The organism is Paenibacillus jepli, from assembly GCF_047238105.1.
Classification (GTDB): Bacteria; Bacillota; Bacilli; order Paenibacillales; family Paenibacillaceae; genus Paenibacillus_D.
The window spans coordinates 1,780,974-1,795,842 of record NZ_JBDFMD010000001.1 but is presented as its reverse complement, the minus strand read 5'-3'; the positions used below and the strand labels follow the sequence as shown (position 1 = coordinate 1,795,842).

Below are 14,869 nucleotides of genomic sequence, written 5' to 3'. Positions count from 1 at the left end.
TGGATGAGGACGCCAGAGCTCTGGTGTCCTCTGCCCAGTTGGACAGAACAGTTGGTTAGAAGGAGGAATTATGACTAGACGACAAGGAATCAACGGGCTGCTGTCGGCTGTCCTGCTGCTCCTGCTGCTGGTTGCCGCAGCTTGCGGTTCGGAGCAGGGGGAGCTTACAGGCGGTGCCGGCAACGCAGCAGCGGAGACGGATACCGTCCATGCTGCTGCAGCCGAGCCAGAGCAACAGGCGGAGCCGGAGCAGCAGAGCGGGCCGGAGCACCGCATCGTCTCGACAACCGTGGCGGTCACGGAGATTATGGATGCGCTCGAGCTCGATCTGGCAGGCATCCCCAAGACCGTCAAGACGCTGCCATCGCGTTATGATGGCGTCATGGAGGTGGGCAACCCGATGAGCCCGGATATGGAGCTCGTCAAGTCGCTGCGGCCGACCGAGGTGCTGTCAGTGACGACCCTGCAGTATGAGCTGGAGCCGGTCTTTGAGAACATCAATCTCGATGCGACCTTCCTCGACCTTACTTCCCTTGCGGATATGCAGACGGCGATCGAAGATCTTGGCGCACGCTACGACCGGGAAGCGCAAGCCGCGGACATCGTGGAGAAGCTGGACCGCAGGGTCGCGGATATCCGCGAGGCAGCCAGCGGCCGGGAGCAGCCGACCGTGCTGATCCTGCTGGGCGTACCGGGCAGCTATCTGGTGGCGACGGAGCATTCGTACATCGGCGATCTGGTCCGGTTGCTCGGCGGCATCAACATCGTCCAGGGCGAGTCGGTGGAGTATCTGGCCTCCAATACCGAGTACCTGCAGCAGGCTAGTCCCGATGTCATCCTGCGGGCAGCTCACGGCATGCCGGAGGAAGTGGTGAAGATGTTCGACAAAGAGTTCAAGACCAATGATATCTGGAAGCATTTTAGTGCTGTCCAGACCGGGCGGGTGTACGACCTTGAAGAAGCGCTGTTTCCGACGACGGCCAATCTGGCGGCGGACCGGGCGCTTGAAGCGCTGGCAGAGATGCTGTATCCGTAACCATCCGCTTATCCCATACAGATGAAGGAACGATTGCATGTCCAAATTGAAAATTACTGTCACATTTGCCGTAATCCTCATCCTGCTCGCGGCAGCCGTGCTGATCTCCGTAACGACGGGCAGCATCAAAGTCGGCTTGGGCGAGCTGATCCGGGGACTGATCTCGGGGACTAATGAACAAGTCGAGGTGATCCGGGATCTGCGCCTGCCCCGCATCATCGTCTCTATGTTGTCCGGAGCGGCGCTTGCCGTATCCGGCGTGCTGCTCCAGGCGGTCATGCGCAATCCGCTGGCAGATGCCGGAGTGATCGGGATCGCTTCGGGAGCAGGCTTTGTCTCCTTGCTGCTGGTCACGCTGTTTCCGGCGATGTTCTTTTGGATGCCCCTGTTTTCATGCCTGGGCGGAGCCCTGGCCTGCTTCCTGGTCTACTCGCTGTCCTGGCGTTCGGGCCTGCAGCCGATGCGTCTCATCCTGGTCGGTGTCGCCATCAATGCGACGTTTACCGGGCTCGGCCAGTCGTTCAATTACCGGGGCAGTTATGCTGTGACTTCAGTGAATCAGGCGATCAGCTCGATCTTCACGATGAAGACGTGGTCCGACGTCGAGATCTTGGGGATCTATGCCTCGATTGGACTGCTGGCCTCGCTGCTGGTCTGCTCCTGGTGCAACATGCTGGCGCTGCAGGACAAGACGGCGGGCAATCTCGGTATGCGCGTCACACAGACGCGGCTGCTCATCTCCGTCATCGCCGTGCTGCTAGCCTCTACCGCCACCGCCATTGGCGGGCTGATCGCCTTCGTCGGTCTGCTGGTCCCTCATATCGGGCGCTTGATTGTCGGCTCCGATCACCGGACGCTTATCCCGTTCTCCGCGCTTAGCGGCGCGCTGCTCATCCTCGTGGCGGATACGCTGGGGAGGTCGCTGCTGGCGCCGACGGAGATTCCGGCCTCCATCCTGATGACGATCATCGGCGGCCCGTTCCTGATCTTCATGCTCAGAAGGAGTGATCGTCTCCATGGAGCTTAATGAACTGACATATTCCTACGACGGCAGCACCGATCAACTGAAGGGGGTGAGCGGCCAGATCCCGATGGGCCGCATCACGACGATCATCGGCCCCAACGGCAGCGGCAAATCCACACTGCTCGGCGTCATGGCGCGCAATCTGTCGCCGCGCGCGGGCGAGGCAGTGCTGGACGGCAAGGCCGTCACCGCCTATGCGCCCAAAGAACTGGCACGGAAGCTGGCCGTGGTCCATCAGCATAACGATGCGCCGCCCGACCTGACGGTGCAGCGGCTGACCGGATACGGCCGTCTCCCGCACCGCCGTCTCTGGACGCAGCAGGGGGCGGAAGACGAGGCGGCCATCACTTGGGCGCTTGAGAGCACGCGACTGCTCGATAAGCGGAGCAACCGACTCTCTACCTTGTCCGGCGGCGAACGACAGCGCGCCTGGATCGCGATGGCTCTGGCCCAGCAGACGAAACTGTTGTTCCTGGACGAACCGACGACCTACCTGGATATGTATCATCAGATCGAGCTGCTGGAGCTGATCCGCAAGCTGAACAGGGATCATCGGATTACGATCGTCATGGTGCTGCACGATATCAATCAGGCGCTGCGCTACAGCGACCATCTGATCGTCATGAAGGAAGGGGAAGCCAGGCTCAGCGGAGAGCCGGAAGCGGTGATCACGGAAGCGGCGTTGCTGGATATCTATGGCGTCCGAGCGTTGCTGCGGAAGGATGAGGAGGCTGGGCTGGTGGTGATCCCGCTCGGGACGACGCCGGGCCTCTCCGGTTATCTGGGGAGGGGCGGATAGACAGCGCCGCCCCGGACGGGATCAATCGGCGGCAAAATCGACGGCTGCTGCCTCGTCGTATCCGTCGATAGTGAACAGGACGACCGTGCCGTCAGGATACTCGCTGAGCTGGTTGCTCACCCAGGAGCCCGCGCCGCGGTTGTCAGAGGGACTTATGTAAGCGATGCTTGCGCCTTCGCCGCCTTCGGCGCACATGGCCATCGGCCACTCATCGCGGTCCAACCCTTTGCGGGTGGGGATCCCGCGCAGCGACAGATCGCGGTTCCGGTCGGCGCCGTCCCTGTCGATCGTGCAGGTCTGGGAGTGCCCGCGTTCGATCGCTGCGGCGATATGCGCCGCTGTCTCGGGATATCGCTCTCCGGGAAATAACAGTTCATAATCATGCACCCCGGGGGGAGCCGGAGCAGGCGCCTCGGGCTGCAGCCAATCCTGCGGCAACACTCCGATCGAGACCAGAACTGTAAGCGCCAGACCGATCAGGAGCACTGCAGGGGCGGCGGGACGCTTGTTTCTTCTGCGTGTGCTTCTCATATACCCTCCTCTGAACTTGCTAACTTCTGCCAAAGGATAGTATACCACGGCAGCTTCAGCCCCGGTTCACAAATCGTACAACAAACAAAAAACCGCCGGTCCCTTGGGGCAGGCGGTTTCATCAGACACTGACAGTCTTGCGTGTCATCATTTCATATAAGGTATGGTAGGCTCTGGAGATTTCAGAGTTAGGGTTCGCATGCAGATGCTGTCTATATTCATGACTCATCTCCATCAGCAGCTCCCGGTAATGGCGTTGTTTCTCAACATCCGGAAAGAGGGACCGGCTCATAAGCAGAGCTTCGTCGAGATATCGCTGCGGGGGCTTTCTCATGCTGATCAACTCCTTGAAGTAGGACTAACCTATATTAACATTAACCCGGCTTTTCGCAAACGAATCGTTTTTTTACAAAAAAATCATATTGTCTCTCAGGCAATGGAGAGCATCTGGCGTGGTCTGCAAAGTTCAAAAACGCCCCTCTGGCAGCACTTGCTGCCGCGGGGCGCCCGATGAAGCCTCTGGCACGCTCGGCCATAGAAGCGTTGGGTTATAGTTATCTTTGCGAAGCAGCTGCGGTCTCCACAGCCGTTTGTCTGCCGTACAACTGACGCAGCAGATGGGGTTTGCGCGGAGCGGAGAAGATGAGCTCGTCGGCGCCGATCACCGTGATCGCTTCCGTTTCGCTGCCGATCACGGCACCATCCTCGATGATCGAGCCCTCGCCGATAATCGCCCGAGTGATCTGCACATCACGTCCGATCTTGACACCGGGCATGATGATGCTGTCCGCGATCTGACTGCCATGGCCGACCCGTACGCCATGGAACAGCACTGAGCGGTGTAGATCACCCTCGATGGAGCAGCAGTGGTGGACCACCGATTGTTCGACCGTGGCGAATGGATCGCGGTACGATGCGATGTTCGCAGGAAGCGCCTTCGTCTGCATCGGCCAGGCTGCGGTGTTGATCGCAAGCTCTCCGTCCAGCAGGTCCATATGGGCTTCCCAAAGACTGTCGACTGTACCGACATCGCGCCAGTACCCCGCGAACGGGCAGGCATACAGCTCGATCTGGTCGGCCAGCATCCGGGGAATGATATCCTTGCCGAAGTCATGGCTGGATCTGGGGTTGGCGGCATCTGCGACCAGATAGGCCCGCAAGCTCTGCCAGCGGAACATATAGATGCCGAGAGAAGCGAGGTTGCTGGCCGGGTTCGCAGGCTTCTCCTGGAAGCCGATGACACGCTGCTGCTCGTCGGCATGCATAATCCCGAACCTGTGGGCTTCCTTCCAAGGCACCTCCTTGACGGAGATGGTTGCTTCTGCACCGCGTGCTTTGTGGAAGTCGAGCAGTTCGCGGTAGTCCATATTATAGATATGATCTCCTGAGAGGATAAGCACATGCTCCGGATTCAAAGCGTCGAGATAGGCGATGTTCTTGAAGATGGCATCAGCCGTTCCCGTATATCCTTCCTTGTCCTCCGGTGCAGGCGGCAACAGGTTGAAGCAGCCCTCCGCCTCTTGCGGCATCCAGTTGGCGCCATCTTCCAGATGGCTATGCAGGGATTCGGCTTTATATTGCGTAAGTACGCCGATCGAGTGAATCCCGGAATTTTTGCAGTTGCTCAGGGGAAAGTCGACAATCCGGTACCGGCCTCCGAAAGGGACTGCGGGCTTGGCGAGCTTTGCCGTCAGGGGTGCAAGCCGTTTCCCTTCTCCACCGGCCAGAATCATCGCTACACATTCATTGGAAATCATACGTAAAGTCCCTCCCGTTTCTGGTAAAAATTAAAATGATAGTGTATATATAACGCCTAAGTTGGATTTTGAAACCTCCCCCTTTACGCAAAGGATTCATCAGGCCCAACGGCGAACTAGTTAATGAATAATTCGTGAACTGGACCTTGGGATGCTTCAATATCGAACCATTCGGGTAAGAGAACTAAAATTATGCATGAAACAACTTTAAAAACTAAAGTGAATGATGGTGGTGAATACGTGCAGGGAATGGTGAGTTCAGAGGATGTCTTTTTGTTTCATGAAGGAACGAATTATGCCAGCTACCGCTTCCTGGGCGCGCATCTGATCCGCGGGAAGGACGGCGAAGGGGTGCGGTTCACGGTCTGGGCGCCGCACGCGCAGGCGGTTGGCGTTGCGATGGACCGGAACGGCTGGCAGGGCGGTGCCCATCCGCTCGAGCGGGTTGCCGCGTCAGGACTCTGGTCGGCGTATATCGAAGACGTCGGCGAGGGTACGCTATATAAATATGAAGTGATAGCGGCCAGCGGAGAAAGGCTGCTCAAATCGGATCCCTATGCTTTCGAGTGCGAGCTAAGGCCGAACACCGCTTCTGTCGTACGCGATATCGGAGGTTACGCCTGGCGCGATAAAACGTGGCTGAGGAAGCGTAAAGCGCCTTACGATCAGCCAATCAACATCTATGAAGTCCATCTCGGGACATGGAAGTACAATGCGGAGGGCGAGCTGCAGACGTACCGCGAACTGGCTGCCTCCCTGCTGGATTATGTCGAGGGGATGGGGTATACCCACATCGAGCTGATGCCGCTTGCCGAGCATCCTTACGACCTGTCCTGGGGCTATCAGGTGACCGGGTTCTATGCGGCAACGAGCCGTTTTGGCGCTCCTCACGATCTGATGTATCTGATCGACGAGTGCCACCGCCGGGGCATCGGCGTGATCATGGATTGGGTGCCGGCGCACTTCGCCAAGGATGCGCACGGCCTGCGGCAGTTCGATGGCCAGCCGTTATATGAGCATGAGGACCCGCTGATCGCGGAGAAGCCGGGCTGGGGCACGCTGGGCTTCGATTACAGCAAGCCGGAGGTGCGATCCTTTCTGATCTCCAACGCCTTGTTCTGGATGGAGATGTATCATATCGACGGGCTGCGGGTCGATGCGGTGACCAGCATGCTGCTGCGGGACTTCGAGAAGTCCGAGTGGCGTCCCAATAATGAGGGTGGCAGGGAAGACCCTGATGCTATTGCTTTTCTTCGGCGGCTCAATGAAGTTGTCTTCCAAGCTTTTCCCCATGCCCTGATGATGGCGGAGGAGTCAAGCGCCTGGCCGATGGTGACGGCGCCTGCCAGTCATGGCGGGCTGGGCTTCAACTACAAATGGAATATGGGCTGGATGAATGATACGCTGACGTATTTCGAGCTCGATCCGATCCACCGCGCCGCCAAACAGTCGTTGCTCACCTTCCCTATCGCTTATGCCTACTCGGACAATTTTGTGCTGCCGCTGTCCCATGATGAAGTCGTTCACGGCAAAAAGTCGCTGCTGAACAAGATGCCTGGCAGCTATGAACAGAAATTTGCGGGACTGCGAACCCTGCTCGCCTACTGGTTGTCGTTTCCCGGCAAGAAGCTGATGTTCATGGGCGGCGAATACGGGCAGTTCATCGAGTGGAAGGATCAGGCGGAGCTGGATTGGCTGCTGTTGGATTATGAGATGCACCGTCGCATGCTGGACTACACCCGCACGGTAAACCATCTGTACCGCCAGGAGAAGGCGCTCTGGCAGCTGGACCACGATCTATCCGGCTTCCGTTGGATCGATCATGAGGACCATATTCAGAATATCATCGTCTATATGCGCAGCGGCAAGCGGCGAGGCGAGAATCTGATCGTCATCTGCAACTTTGCTCCGGTAGAGCGGCGCGGCTACAGGATCGGCGTGCCGTCCGCCGGCGCATACAGGGAACTGCTCAATACAAGTGATGCTGCGTACGGGGGCGAAGGGACGACAGCCGATACGCCGTACAGCACGGACAAGCTGCCGTGGCACGGCTGCAAATATAGTCTCGAGCTAACCTTGCCGCCGCTGAGTGTGATCTGGCTCAAGAAGCTGCCCGGACGTGCGTCAGCTAAGACAAAAAAAGAAACGTTGGAGAGGGGTTAAGCGATGAAAGTGCTGTTTGCTGCTGCAGAGGGAAGCCCGTTTATGAAGACGGGAGGGCTGGCGGATGTGGTCTCGGCGCTGCCCAAGGCGCTGCTGAAGGACGGTGTCGACGTCCGTGTTATCATGCCCAAGTATCATACGATTCCCGAGAACTACCGCACGGCGATGCGTTTTGTCAAGGCGATCGAAGTGCCGGTAGGCTGGCGGCAGGTCTATTGCGGCATTTTTGAGCTGATGCATGAAGGCGTCATGTTCTATTTCCTGGACAGCGAATATTACTTCGGCGCCAGAGATACGGCATACGGTCATTACGACGATGGCGAGCGCTTCGCCTTCCTGGATCGGGCGATGCTGGAGGCGCTGCCGCATGTGGCGTTCCAGCCCGATATCATCCATAGCCATGACTGGCACACCGGGATGGTGGCGCCGCTCCTGGACAAGCATTACCGCCATGATCCGTTCTACCAGAACATCCGCACGGTGTATACGATTCACAACCTGCAGTTCCAGGGCGTATTTCCCTATGAAGTGCTTGGGGACCTGCTTGGCCTGGACCATGACTACTTTCATCCGGAGCGGCTGGAATACGAGGGCGGCGTCAGCTTCATGAAAGGCGGCATCGTCTACGCGGACCGTGTGACTACGGTCAGCCAGACCTACGCGGATGAGATCCGGACATCCTATTACGGCGAAGGTCTGGACGGGGCGCTGCGATGGCTGGGTGGAAGATTGAGCGGCATTGTCAACGGCATCGACGACGAGTCGTACAATCCGGCGGCAGATCCTCATCTGTTCCTGAAATATAGCGCCGACAGCCCTGAGAAGAAGCTGGCGAACAAGGCGGAGCTGCAGCGCGTGCTCGGCCTGGAGCAGGACAAGAGCATCCCGCTGATCGGCATGGTGACGCGGCTCACCGACCAGAAGGGCCTGGATCTGCTCGCTCATGTGCTGCAGGAGATCCTGGAAGTGGACAACGTACAGTTCGCGATCCTGGGCAGCGGTGATCCGAAGTATGAAGGCTTCCTGTTGGATAAAGCCTACCATCACCCCAAGCAGCTTGCGGTGCAGGTCCGCTTCGACGAGCGGCTGGCAAGACAGATCTACGCTTCCTCCGATCTGTTCCTGATGCCGTCGCGATTCGAGCCATGCGGCCTTAGTCAGTTGCTTGCCCTGAGGTACGGCAGCATCCCGATTGTCCGAGAGACCGGCGGCCTGGTCGACACGGTACAGGCTTATGATGAGTATGCGGGAACCGGCAACGGCTTCTCCTTTACCAATTACAATGCCCACGACATGCTGCATACGATCCGTTATGCTCTGTCATTCTACGGGACAGACGTGTGGGAGAAGCTAGTGGAGCAGGCGATGGCGGCAGACTACAGCTGGGAGCGGTCGGCTGCCGCGTACAAGGAACTGTATGGCGAGATCCTCGGCGCTGACGCTACAGCTACTGCAACCGAATCCTGAACGCCAAATAAACCGACAGCGGGGTCATCGTGCGTTGTTCCGGCCTGACTAGTGTTGTTTATTCCCATAGCCGCAGGGGTAATAATGGGAATCAAACGATGCAACAGCACGATGGAAAGGATGACTTCCCATGCTGAGATTAAAGCTTGCAGCAGTGATGATCATTGGCCTGTCAACCATTTCCCCACCTGCAGAAGGACCATCAACGGAGAACGGATCTTATACCCCTGCCCCTTCCTATCATCCTTCGGGTACCGCGGCCTTGGAGGAGGCTTCAGTACGCGAACCCGGATTCACTATGGATATTCACCTCCCGCTCGTCGGTTTGCTGCCCGTCCAACAGCGGCAGTCAGTAGGTGCAGCATCGAGCGGATACGAGTCCCCGGGGACCGATGCCATCCGCCCGTCTGCTGATGATTCCGGAGGACCATCAGCAGCTCCCGAAGAGAGCCTGGCCGCTGCGCCCGAAGAATCGCAGAGCTCTGCACCGGAAGACGCCGCGGCTGCTGCTCCAGAAGAAGCGCCAGCTACAGCGGAGCCTGTCCGTGATGACGAGGCTTCTACGCTTAACTATCAGATGATCAATGGTCTGGATCTGAGTGCCGATAGGGAAGCTGTGACGCGTCTGTTCGGAGAGCCGCTGGCGATTGTGCCGGACGACTGGACTCCGGGGATGGAAGAATATCAGTACCGGGATATTCGTGTCGGGTTGTATGAGGACTATATCGATTATCTGATCGTACCTGTGTCGGCTGGGCAGGTGAGGATCGGCGATGTCACGGCGGCGCTGGATATGGAGCAGCTGCAGGAGCTCTTGGGCGAGCCCGAGTTCACGGCCGAGGATGGCTTGGTCTACATCCAAGACGGGGTATGTATCAAGCTGTTTTTTGAAGATAACGGCACGGATCTGAGTACGCTGCAGGTCTATTGGGCAGCCCATGTGTAAGGAATCAAGGGAGGACAAAAAATTCCAGCAGTCCCCTGTTTCATCCCGCTAGGTCAGTGGTAATGAGAGCTATGCTGGTCAATGCATATGAATAATCACATCAATACCAATATGAATGGAGGAGAAGAAACATGAGACCGAATGTACAGGTTGTCGATAACGGAATGGCTGCTATTAATGCCGTAAGAGAGCTCAACTCGCGGGGCTACAGTCAGGAGGATATCTACGTGCTTGCTCACGACAGCGATCAGACCGAGTCGCTGAAGGACGCAACAAACACGAATAAGATCAGTATGTCGGAGGAAGGCGTATTCAACTCCATGGCGAATTTATTCCGGAGCAGAGGCGATGAGCTGCGGGCCAAGATGGAATCCGTAGGCATGACCCAAGCGGAGGCTGAGCAGTATGAGTCGGAGCTTGACCGGGGCAAAGTCCTTGTCATCGCAACGGTTCATTGAGGGCCCGGATCCCAAAACCGCTGACCAGAATAGAAAGGCAAGCCTTCTTATAAGGCTTGTCTTCTATTTGCGTGCAGCTGCAAGAGACGGAAGAAGCGAAGGGGCATAGAGAATGAAGATTAGAACGAAACTGATCGTCAGCTCGGCGATTATGATCGCACTGCTGCTGGTCTTGGCTGGCGTCGCCATTAATAATATCGTAGGACTAAGCGGGCAGATGAACGAGATGTACAGCGACCGCTATCAGAAGATGGAGCTCGCATACGAGGCCAGAGGTCAGATCAATGAAGTGGCCAAGGAAATCTCGGGCCTGCTGAATGCTCCGACCGCAGACAATGTTAACCGCGCCATGCCCGCTATAGAAGAAAGCTACCGGATCGCAGACGTCTCGTTTGCAGAGCTGGGAGAGAAGGTGCAGCATGGCGATGTCCAAGTGTCTGCGATGGAGCTGCAGCTGCTGTCTCAGGTCGAAGCCGCCAGGATGCAATATTCTCGTTACACAGAAGAGCTCATGACCCTGATCCAGGGCGGCAGAGCAGAGGAAGCGCTGGCGCTTCAAGCTCTGCAAGGAGAAGCGTACGAGAACGATCTGATTGCCAAAACCAACGAACTGGCCACATACCACAGCCGTTTGATGGACAGCGCCTTCACGCACTCGATCGGGACAAACGAGCGGACATTATCGGTGATGATTGCCGTGGCCGTGATGGGACTGTTGATCGGCATCGTGACGATGCTTTGGAACATGAGGAATGTCGGACGCGGGCTTGGAAGCCTCTCGGCGATGATCCGCGGTTTTGCCCAAGGCACCGTCGATTCGTCCTCCCGGGTAGAGCATCTGACCGATGACGAGTTCGGCGATGTCGGGCGGGTATTCAACACGCTGGCAGAGAATCTGGAGGAGAAGGGCGCCTACGAGCTGCGTTATAATAAGCAGATGGAGGATGGGGCGTGGATTAAAACCCATCTTACTCAGATCGTGATGGCCATTCAAAGCCAGACCGACCTGGGCAAGATGAGCCGGGGGTTCATCCAGGAGCTCGCACCGCTGACGGAAGCCAGTTACGGTGCGCTCTATATCCGCGAGGGTTACGGTACCCAGCAAGCGCTGCGGTTGCAAGGCACTTATGCGTTCCCGGATGAGGCTGCGCTGCACACGACCTTCCTCTATGGTCAAGGACTCGTGGGCCAGTGTGCGGAGACTCGCAAGGTGATTGAGCTGCAGGATCTGCCTGCGGATTACATCAAAGTACAGTCCGGTACGGGAGAGACCGATCCCAAGCATCTCGTCCTGTATCCGATCCAGTATCAGGATGAGCTGCTGGGCGTACTGGAGCTTGCTTCGCTACGGCCATTTACGGACGTCGAGAAGCAGCTGCTGGACGAGACGGTGGAGAGTATGGGGGTCATCCTGAACAATCTGTTCGGAAGGATCCGCGTCGAAGAGCTGCTCCGTGAGTCCCAGACGCTCAGCGAAGAGCTGCAGGCCCAGTCGGAGGAGCTGCTCAGCCAGCAGGAGGAGCTCCGCAGCTCCAATGAGCGGCTCGAGGACCAGACGCGCCAGCTCAAAAAGTCGGAAGAGCTGCTGCAGAGCCAGCAGGAGGAACTGGAGCAGAGCAACGAGGAGCTCCTCCAGAAGACGCATCTGCTCGAACTGCAGATGAAGCAGACCGAGGAGAAGCACGAGCAGGTCGAGAAGACGAGACTTGCGCTGGAGAAGCAGACTGTTCAGCTTGCGCTATCCTCCAAGTACAAGTCGGAATTCCTCACCAATATGTCGCATGAACTGCGGACACCGCTTAACAGCTTGCTGATCCTCTCGCAGATGCTGATGGACAATAAGGAAGGCAACCTGACTCCCAAGCAGCTCGAATTTGCCAGTACGATCTTCGCTTCCGGCAATGATCTGCTCAAGCTGATCGATGAGATCCTGGATCTCTCCAAGATCAGCGCGGGCAAGATGGACGTGGTGATCGAGCATCTGCCGATCTCCGAGCTGGACCTGTACCTGAGACGGAGCTTCACCCCTGTCGGCTTGCAGAAGGGGCTTCAGTTCGAGACACGCTTGGATCCAGGACTGCCTGATCAGGTCTATACCGACAGCCATCGGGTCAAGCAGATTCTGAAGAATCTGTTGTCCAACGCCTTCAAGTTTACGCAGCAGGGCTCGGTCGAGTTGACGATTCGCAAGGCAGCTCCGGAGGAAACGGACTTGCCGGATGGCGAGATGATTGCATTTGAAGTGAAGGATACCGGCATCGGCATCCCTGAGGATAAGCAGCAGTTGATCTTCGAAGCCTTCCAACAGGTGGACGGCACGACAAGCCGCATCTACGGCGGTACGGGGCTGGGTCTGGCGATCAGCCGGGAGCTCGCCGGCCTGCTGGGCGGTACGATCACGCTGCAGAGCAAGGAAGGGGAAGGAAGTACGTTTACCTTGTATTTGCCAGAGTTTTTGGTTGCAACCGAGCAAGGCAGCAGCGAGCTGCATGACAACGTATTGGCCGCCTCGGCGCTGGCCGACACACTGAGCGATCCGGCCGTGGAGGCTGCGCCGGCCAAGGAAGCCGCCAGCTCCAGCAGCAATAGGCAGTCTGCCGCCAAGATCGATGATGATGCCGAGCAGATCCAGGATGGCGACAAGGTGGTGCTCATCATCGAAGATGATGTCCACTTCGCCCGGGTGCTGCTGGAGATCGCGCGTTCCCGGGGCTTTAAGGGAATCGTCGCGATGCAGGGGGATAAAGGGCTGTCCTATGCCCGGACTTACAAGCCGGACGCGATCCTGCTCGATATCCAATTGCCGGTGCTGGACGGCTGGGCGGTCCTCAATCAGCTCAAGCATCACGCAGAGACGCGGCATATCCCGGTTCACGTCATCTCGGTTGTCGACGATATCCAGCACGGGCTCGCCATGGGGGCGATCGCTTACCTCAAGAAACCGACCAGCAAGGAGCATCTGGAGCAGGTGTTCTCCCAGATTGAAGGGTTCCTGGAGCGGAATCTGAAGCGGCTGCTCGTCGTAGAGGACGATCCGACCCAACGCAACAGCATCGTCGAACTGATCGGTCATGACGATGTGCTTATTACCGCTGTGTCCACTGGACGCGAAGCACTTGCAGAGCTGAAGAACGCCCATTACGATTGCATGGTGCTGGATCTGGGACTGCCGGATATCTCAGGGTTCGAGCTGCTTGATGCCATCCGCCAGGAAGACGGACTGGGCGATCTGCCGGTAATCGTCTATACGGGACGCGAGCTGGACAAGAAAGAAGAGCTGCGGCTGAAGCGGTATGCAGGGACGATCATTGTCAAGGACGTCAAGTCGCCGGAGCGGCTCCTCGACGAGACGACGTTGTTCCTGCACCGGGTGGAGGCGGATATGCCCGAGGATAAGCGACGGATGCTCCGCAAGCTGCACAATATGGAATCGATCTTTGAAGGCCGCAATATTCTGATCGTCGATGATGATGTGCGCAATGTCTTTGCCCTCTCCAGTGTGCTGGAGAACTACAAGATGAATATCACATTCGCCGAGAACGGCCTTGAAGCGCTGCAGCAGTTGGAGAAGCATAATGATTTTGACCTCGTGCTGATGGATATCATGATGCCGGAGATGGATGGCTACGAAGCGATGCGGGAGATCCGCAGCATGCCGAAGTTCGACAAGCTGCCGATCATTGCGATTACGGCCAAGGCGATGAAGGACGACCGTGACAAATGTATCGAAGCCGGAGCTTCCGATTATATCGCCAAACCGGTCAATACCGAGCAGCTGCTCTCTCTGATGAGAGTATGGTTGTATAAATAAGCAGGTGACAATGAGATGGAATCCGAAGAACGAGAACGCATCGAGATCGAGATGCTGCTTGAGGCGATATTCAGACTGTACGGACACGACTTCCGCAATTATGCCTATTCTTCGATCCGGAGAAGAGTCTGGCACCGTGTTCATGCTGAGCGGCTGACCACCATCACAGGGCTCGCGGAACGGGTCATTCACGACCGCTCCTGTCTGGATCGGCTGCTCTCCGATATGACGATCCATGTAACCGAGATGTTCCGGGATCCGCAAGTGTTCCAGACGTTCCGGACCCAGGTCGTTCCCATCCTCCGTACGTATCCGTTTATCCGGGTGTGGCATGCGGGCTGCTCGACGGGCGAAGAGGTTTACTCGATGGCGATTCTGCTATATGAGGCCGGGCTGTACGACAAAGCGCGGATCTATGCGACCGATGCCAGTGCAGAGGTGTTGAACATCGCCCGTGAAGGTGTGTTTCCACTGGAGCGGATGCAGCAGTATACCCGCAATTATATGGACGCCGGGGGGACCGAAGCATTTTCCAATTACTACACCGCTAGATATGATTCTGTCATTTTTCATTCATTTTTGAAAAAGAATATCGTGTTTGGTCAGCATAACCTTGTGACGGACGGCTCGTTCAACGAATTCAACGTCATCCTGTGCCGCAATGTCATGATCTATTTCAACAAACAGCTGCAGGATCATGTGCACCGCTTGCTGTACAATAGTCTGAGCATGTTTGGGATCCTGAATCTGGGTACCAAAGAGTCGATCAATTTCACCTCGCACGCAGAAGATTATGAGGAATTGGACAGTCAGAGTCGACTCTACCGCAAAATCGGATAAGGAGAACCTCTATCTAAAGGCAAAGAACAGAAAGGTG

12 protein-coding genes are annotated in these 14,869 nt (G+C 57.1%); 9 read left to right on the top strand and 3 right to left on the bottom strand.

Features of this window, described 5'->3' with window-relative positions; all coding sequences use genetic code 11:
• Window positions 1–70: 70 nt before the first annotated feature.
• The 3 genes from isdE to ABC336_RS08105 are packed head-to-tail and all read left to right on the top strand — an operon-like array spanning window position 71 to window position 2,859.
• On the top strand, window positions 71–1,036 hold the full coding sequence (gene isdE, locus ABC336_RS08115) for a heme ABC transporter substrate-binding protein IsdE (protein ID WP_413238174.1): 966 nt from the start codon (window positions 71–73) through the stop codon (window positions 1,034–1,036).
• Between the two features lie 37 nt (window positions 1,037–1,073).
• A complete protein-coding gene (locus tag ABC336_RS08110) occupies window positions 1,074–2,063 on the top strand; it encodes a FecCD family ABC transporter permease (protein ID WP_413238173.1) in 990 nt (329 codons plus the stop codon).
• Window positions 2,053–2,859: an ABC transporter ATP-binding protein gene (locus tag ABC336_RS08105; protein ID WP_413238172.1), complete on the top strand. Its 807-nt coding sequence runs from the start codon at window positions 2,053–2,055 to the stop codon at window positions 2,857–2,859. Before ABC336_RS08110 ends, ABC336_RS08105 begins: the two co-directional genes overlap by 11 nt.
• Window positions 2,860–2,880: 21 nt before the next feature.
• Here the strand turns inward: ABC336_RS08105 and ABC336_RS08100 are convergent, their stop codons facing one another.
• The 3 genes from ABC336_RS08100 to ABC336_RS08090 all read right to left on the bottom strand — a co-directional run bounded on the left by ABC336_RS08100 (window position 2,881) and on the right by ABC336_RS08090 (window position 5,147).
• Complete coding sequence (locus ABC336_RS08100) at window positions 2,881–3,390, bottom strand: hypothetical protein (RefSeq protein WP_413238171.1); 510 nt, start codon at window positions 3,388–3,390, stop codon at window positions 2,881–2,883.
• Window positions 3,391–3,511: 121 nt separating this feature from the next.
• Complete coding sequence (locus tag ABC336_RS08095; RefSeq protein WP_413238170.1) at window positions 3,512–3,724, bottom strand: hypothetical protein; 213 nt, start codon at window positions 3,722–3,724, stop codon at window positions 3,512–3,514.
• A 220-nt stretch (window positions 3,725–3,944) separates the two neighbouring features.
• Window positions 3,945–5,147 (bottom strand): glucose-1-phosphate adenylyltransferase, encoded by a 1,203-nt coding sequence (locus ABC336_RS08090; RefSeq protein WP_413238169.1) that lies wholly within the window; start codon window positions 5,145–5,147, stop codon window positions 3,945–3,947.
• 249 nt (window positions 5,148–5,396) lie between these two features.
• On the opposite strand from ABC336_RS08090, the gene glgB reads away from it, so the two are divergent.
• From glgB to ABC336_RS08060, 6 genes are all read left to right on the top strand, one after another.
• On the top strand, window positions 5,397–7,310 hold the full coding sequence (gene glgB / locus ABC336_RS08085) for a 1,4-alpha-glucan branching protein GlgB (RefSeq protein WP_413242466.1): 1,914 nt from the start codon (window positions 5,397–5,399) through the stop codon (window positions 7,308–7,310).
• A gap of 3 nt (window positions 7,311–7,313) precedes the next feature.
• Window positions 7,314–8,777 (top strand): glycogen synthase GlgA, encoded by a 1,464-nt coding sequence (gene glgA, locus ABC336_RS08080; protein WP_413238168.1) that lies wholly within the window; start codon window positions 7,314–7,316, stop codon window positions 8,775–8,777.
• A 130-nt stretch (window positions 8,778–8,907) separates the two neighbouring features.
• Window positions 8,908–9,723 carry a hypothetical protein gene (locus ABC336_RS08075; RefSeq protein WP_413238167.1) on the top strand — a complete coding sequence of 272 codons (816 nt, stop codon included), beginning with the start codon at window positions 8,908–8,910 and terminating at the stop codon, window positions 9,721–9,723.
• A gap of 131 nt (window positions 9,724–9,854) precedes the next feature.
• A complete protein-coding gene (locus ABC336_RS08070; protein WP_413238166.1) occupies window positions 9,855–10,181 on the top strand; it encodes a YflT domain-containing protein in 327 nt (108 codons plus the stop codon).
• Between the two features lie 112 nt (window positions 10,182–10,293).
• Entirely contained in the window at window positions 10,294–13,992 is a 3,699-nt protein-coding gene (locus ABC336_RS08065) for a response regulator (RefSeq protein WP_413238165.1), read from the top strand.
• A gap of 15 nt (window positions 13,993–14,007) precedes the next feature.
• The gene (locus ABC336_RS08060) at window positions 14,008–14,832 is read left to right on the top strand and encodes a CheR family methyltransferase (RefSeq protein WP_413238164.1); all 825 of its coding nucleotides are present in this window, start codon (window positions 14,008–14,010) and stop codon (window positions 14,830–14,832) included.
• Window positions 14,833–14,869 lie beyond the last annotated feature (37 nt).

Excerpts from the sequence above, each read along its gene's own strand:
- isdE (WP_413238174.1), top strand. The coding sequence starts at position 71 with ATGACTAGACGACAAGGAATCAACGGGCTGCTGTCGGCTGTCCTGCTG.
- ABC336_RS08110 (WP_413238173.1), top strand. The coding sequence starts at position 1,074 with ATGTCCAAATTGAAAATTACTGTCACATTTGCCGTAATCCTCATCCTG.
- ABC336_RS08105 (WP_413238172.1), top strand. The coding sequence starts at position 2,053 with ATGGAGCTTAATGAACTGACATATTCCTACGACGGCAGCACCGATCAA.
- ABC336_RS08100 (WP_413238171.1), bottom strand. The coding sequence starts at position 3,390 with ATGAGAAGCACACGCAGAAGAAACAAGCGTCCCGCCGCCCCTGCAGTG.
- ABC336_RS08095 (WP_413238170.1), bottom strand. The coding sequence starts at position 3,724 with ATGAGAAAGCCCCCGCAGCGATATCTCGACGAAGCTCTGCTTATGAGC.
- ABC336_RS08090 (WP_413238169.1), bottom strand. The coding sequence starts at position 5,147 with ATGATTTCCAATGAATGTGTAGCGATGATTCTGGCCGGTGGAGAAGGG.
- glgB (WP_413242466.1), top strand. The coding sequence starts at position 5,397 with ATGGTGAGTTCAGAGGATGTCTTTTTGTTTCATGAAGGAACGAATTAT.
- glgA (WP_413238168.1), top strand. The coding sequence starts at position 7,314 with ATGAAAGTGCTGTTTGCTGCTGCAGAGGGAAGCCCGTTTATGAAGACG.
- ABC336_RS08075 (WP_413238167.1), top strand. The coding sequence starts at position 8,908 with ATGCTGAGATTAAAGCTTGCAGCAGTGATGATCATTGGCCTGTCAACC.
- ABC336_RS08070 (WP_413238166.1), top strand. The coding sequence starts at position 9,855 with ATGAGACCGAATGTACAGGTTGTCGATAACGGAATGGCTGCTATTAAT.
- ABC336_RS08065 (WP_413238165.1), top strand. The coding sequence starts at position 10,294 with ATGAAGATTAGAACGAAACTGATCGTCAGCTCGGCGATTATGATCGCA.
- ABC336_RS08060 (WP_413238164.1), top strand. The coding sequence starts at position 14,008 with ATGGAATCCGAAGAACGAGAACGCATCGAGATCGAGATGCTGCTTGAG.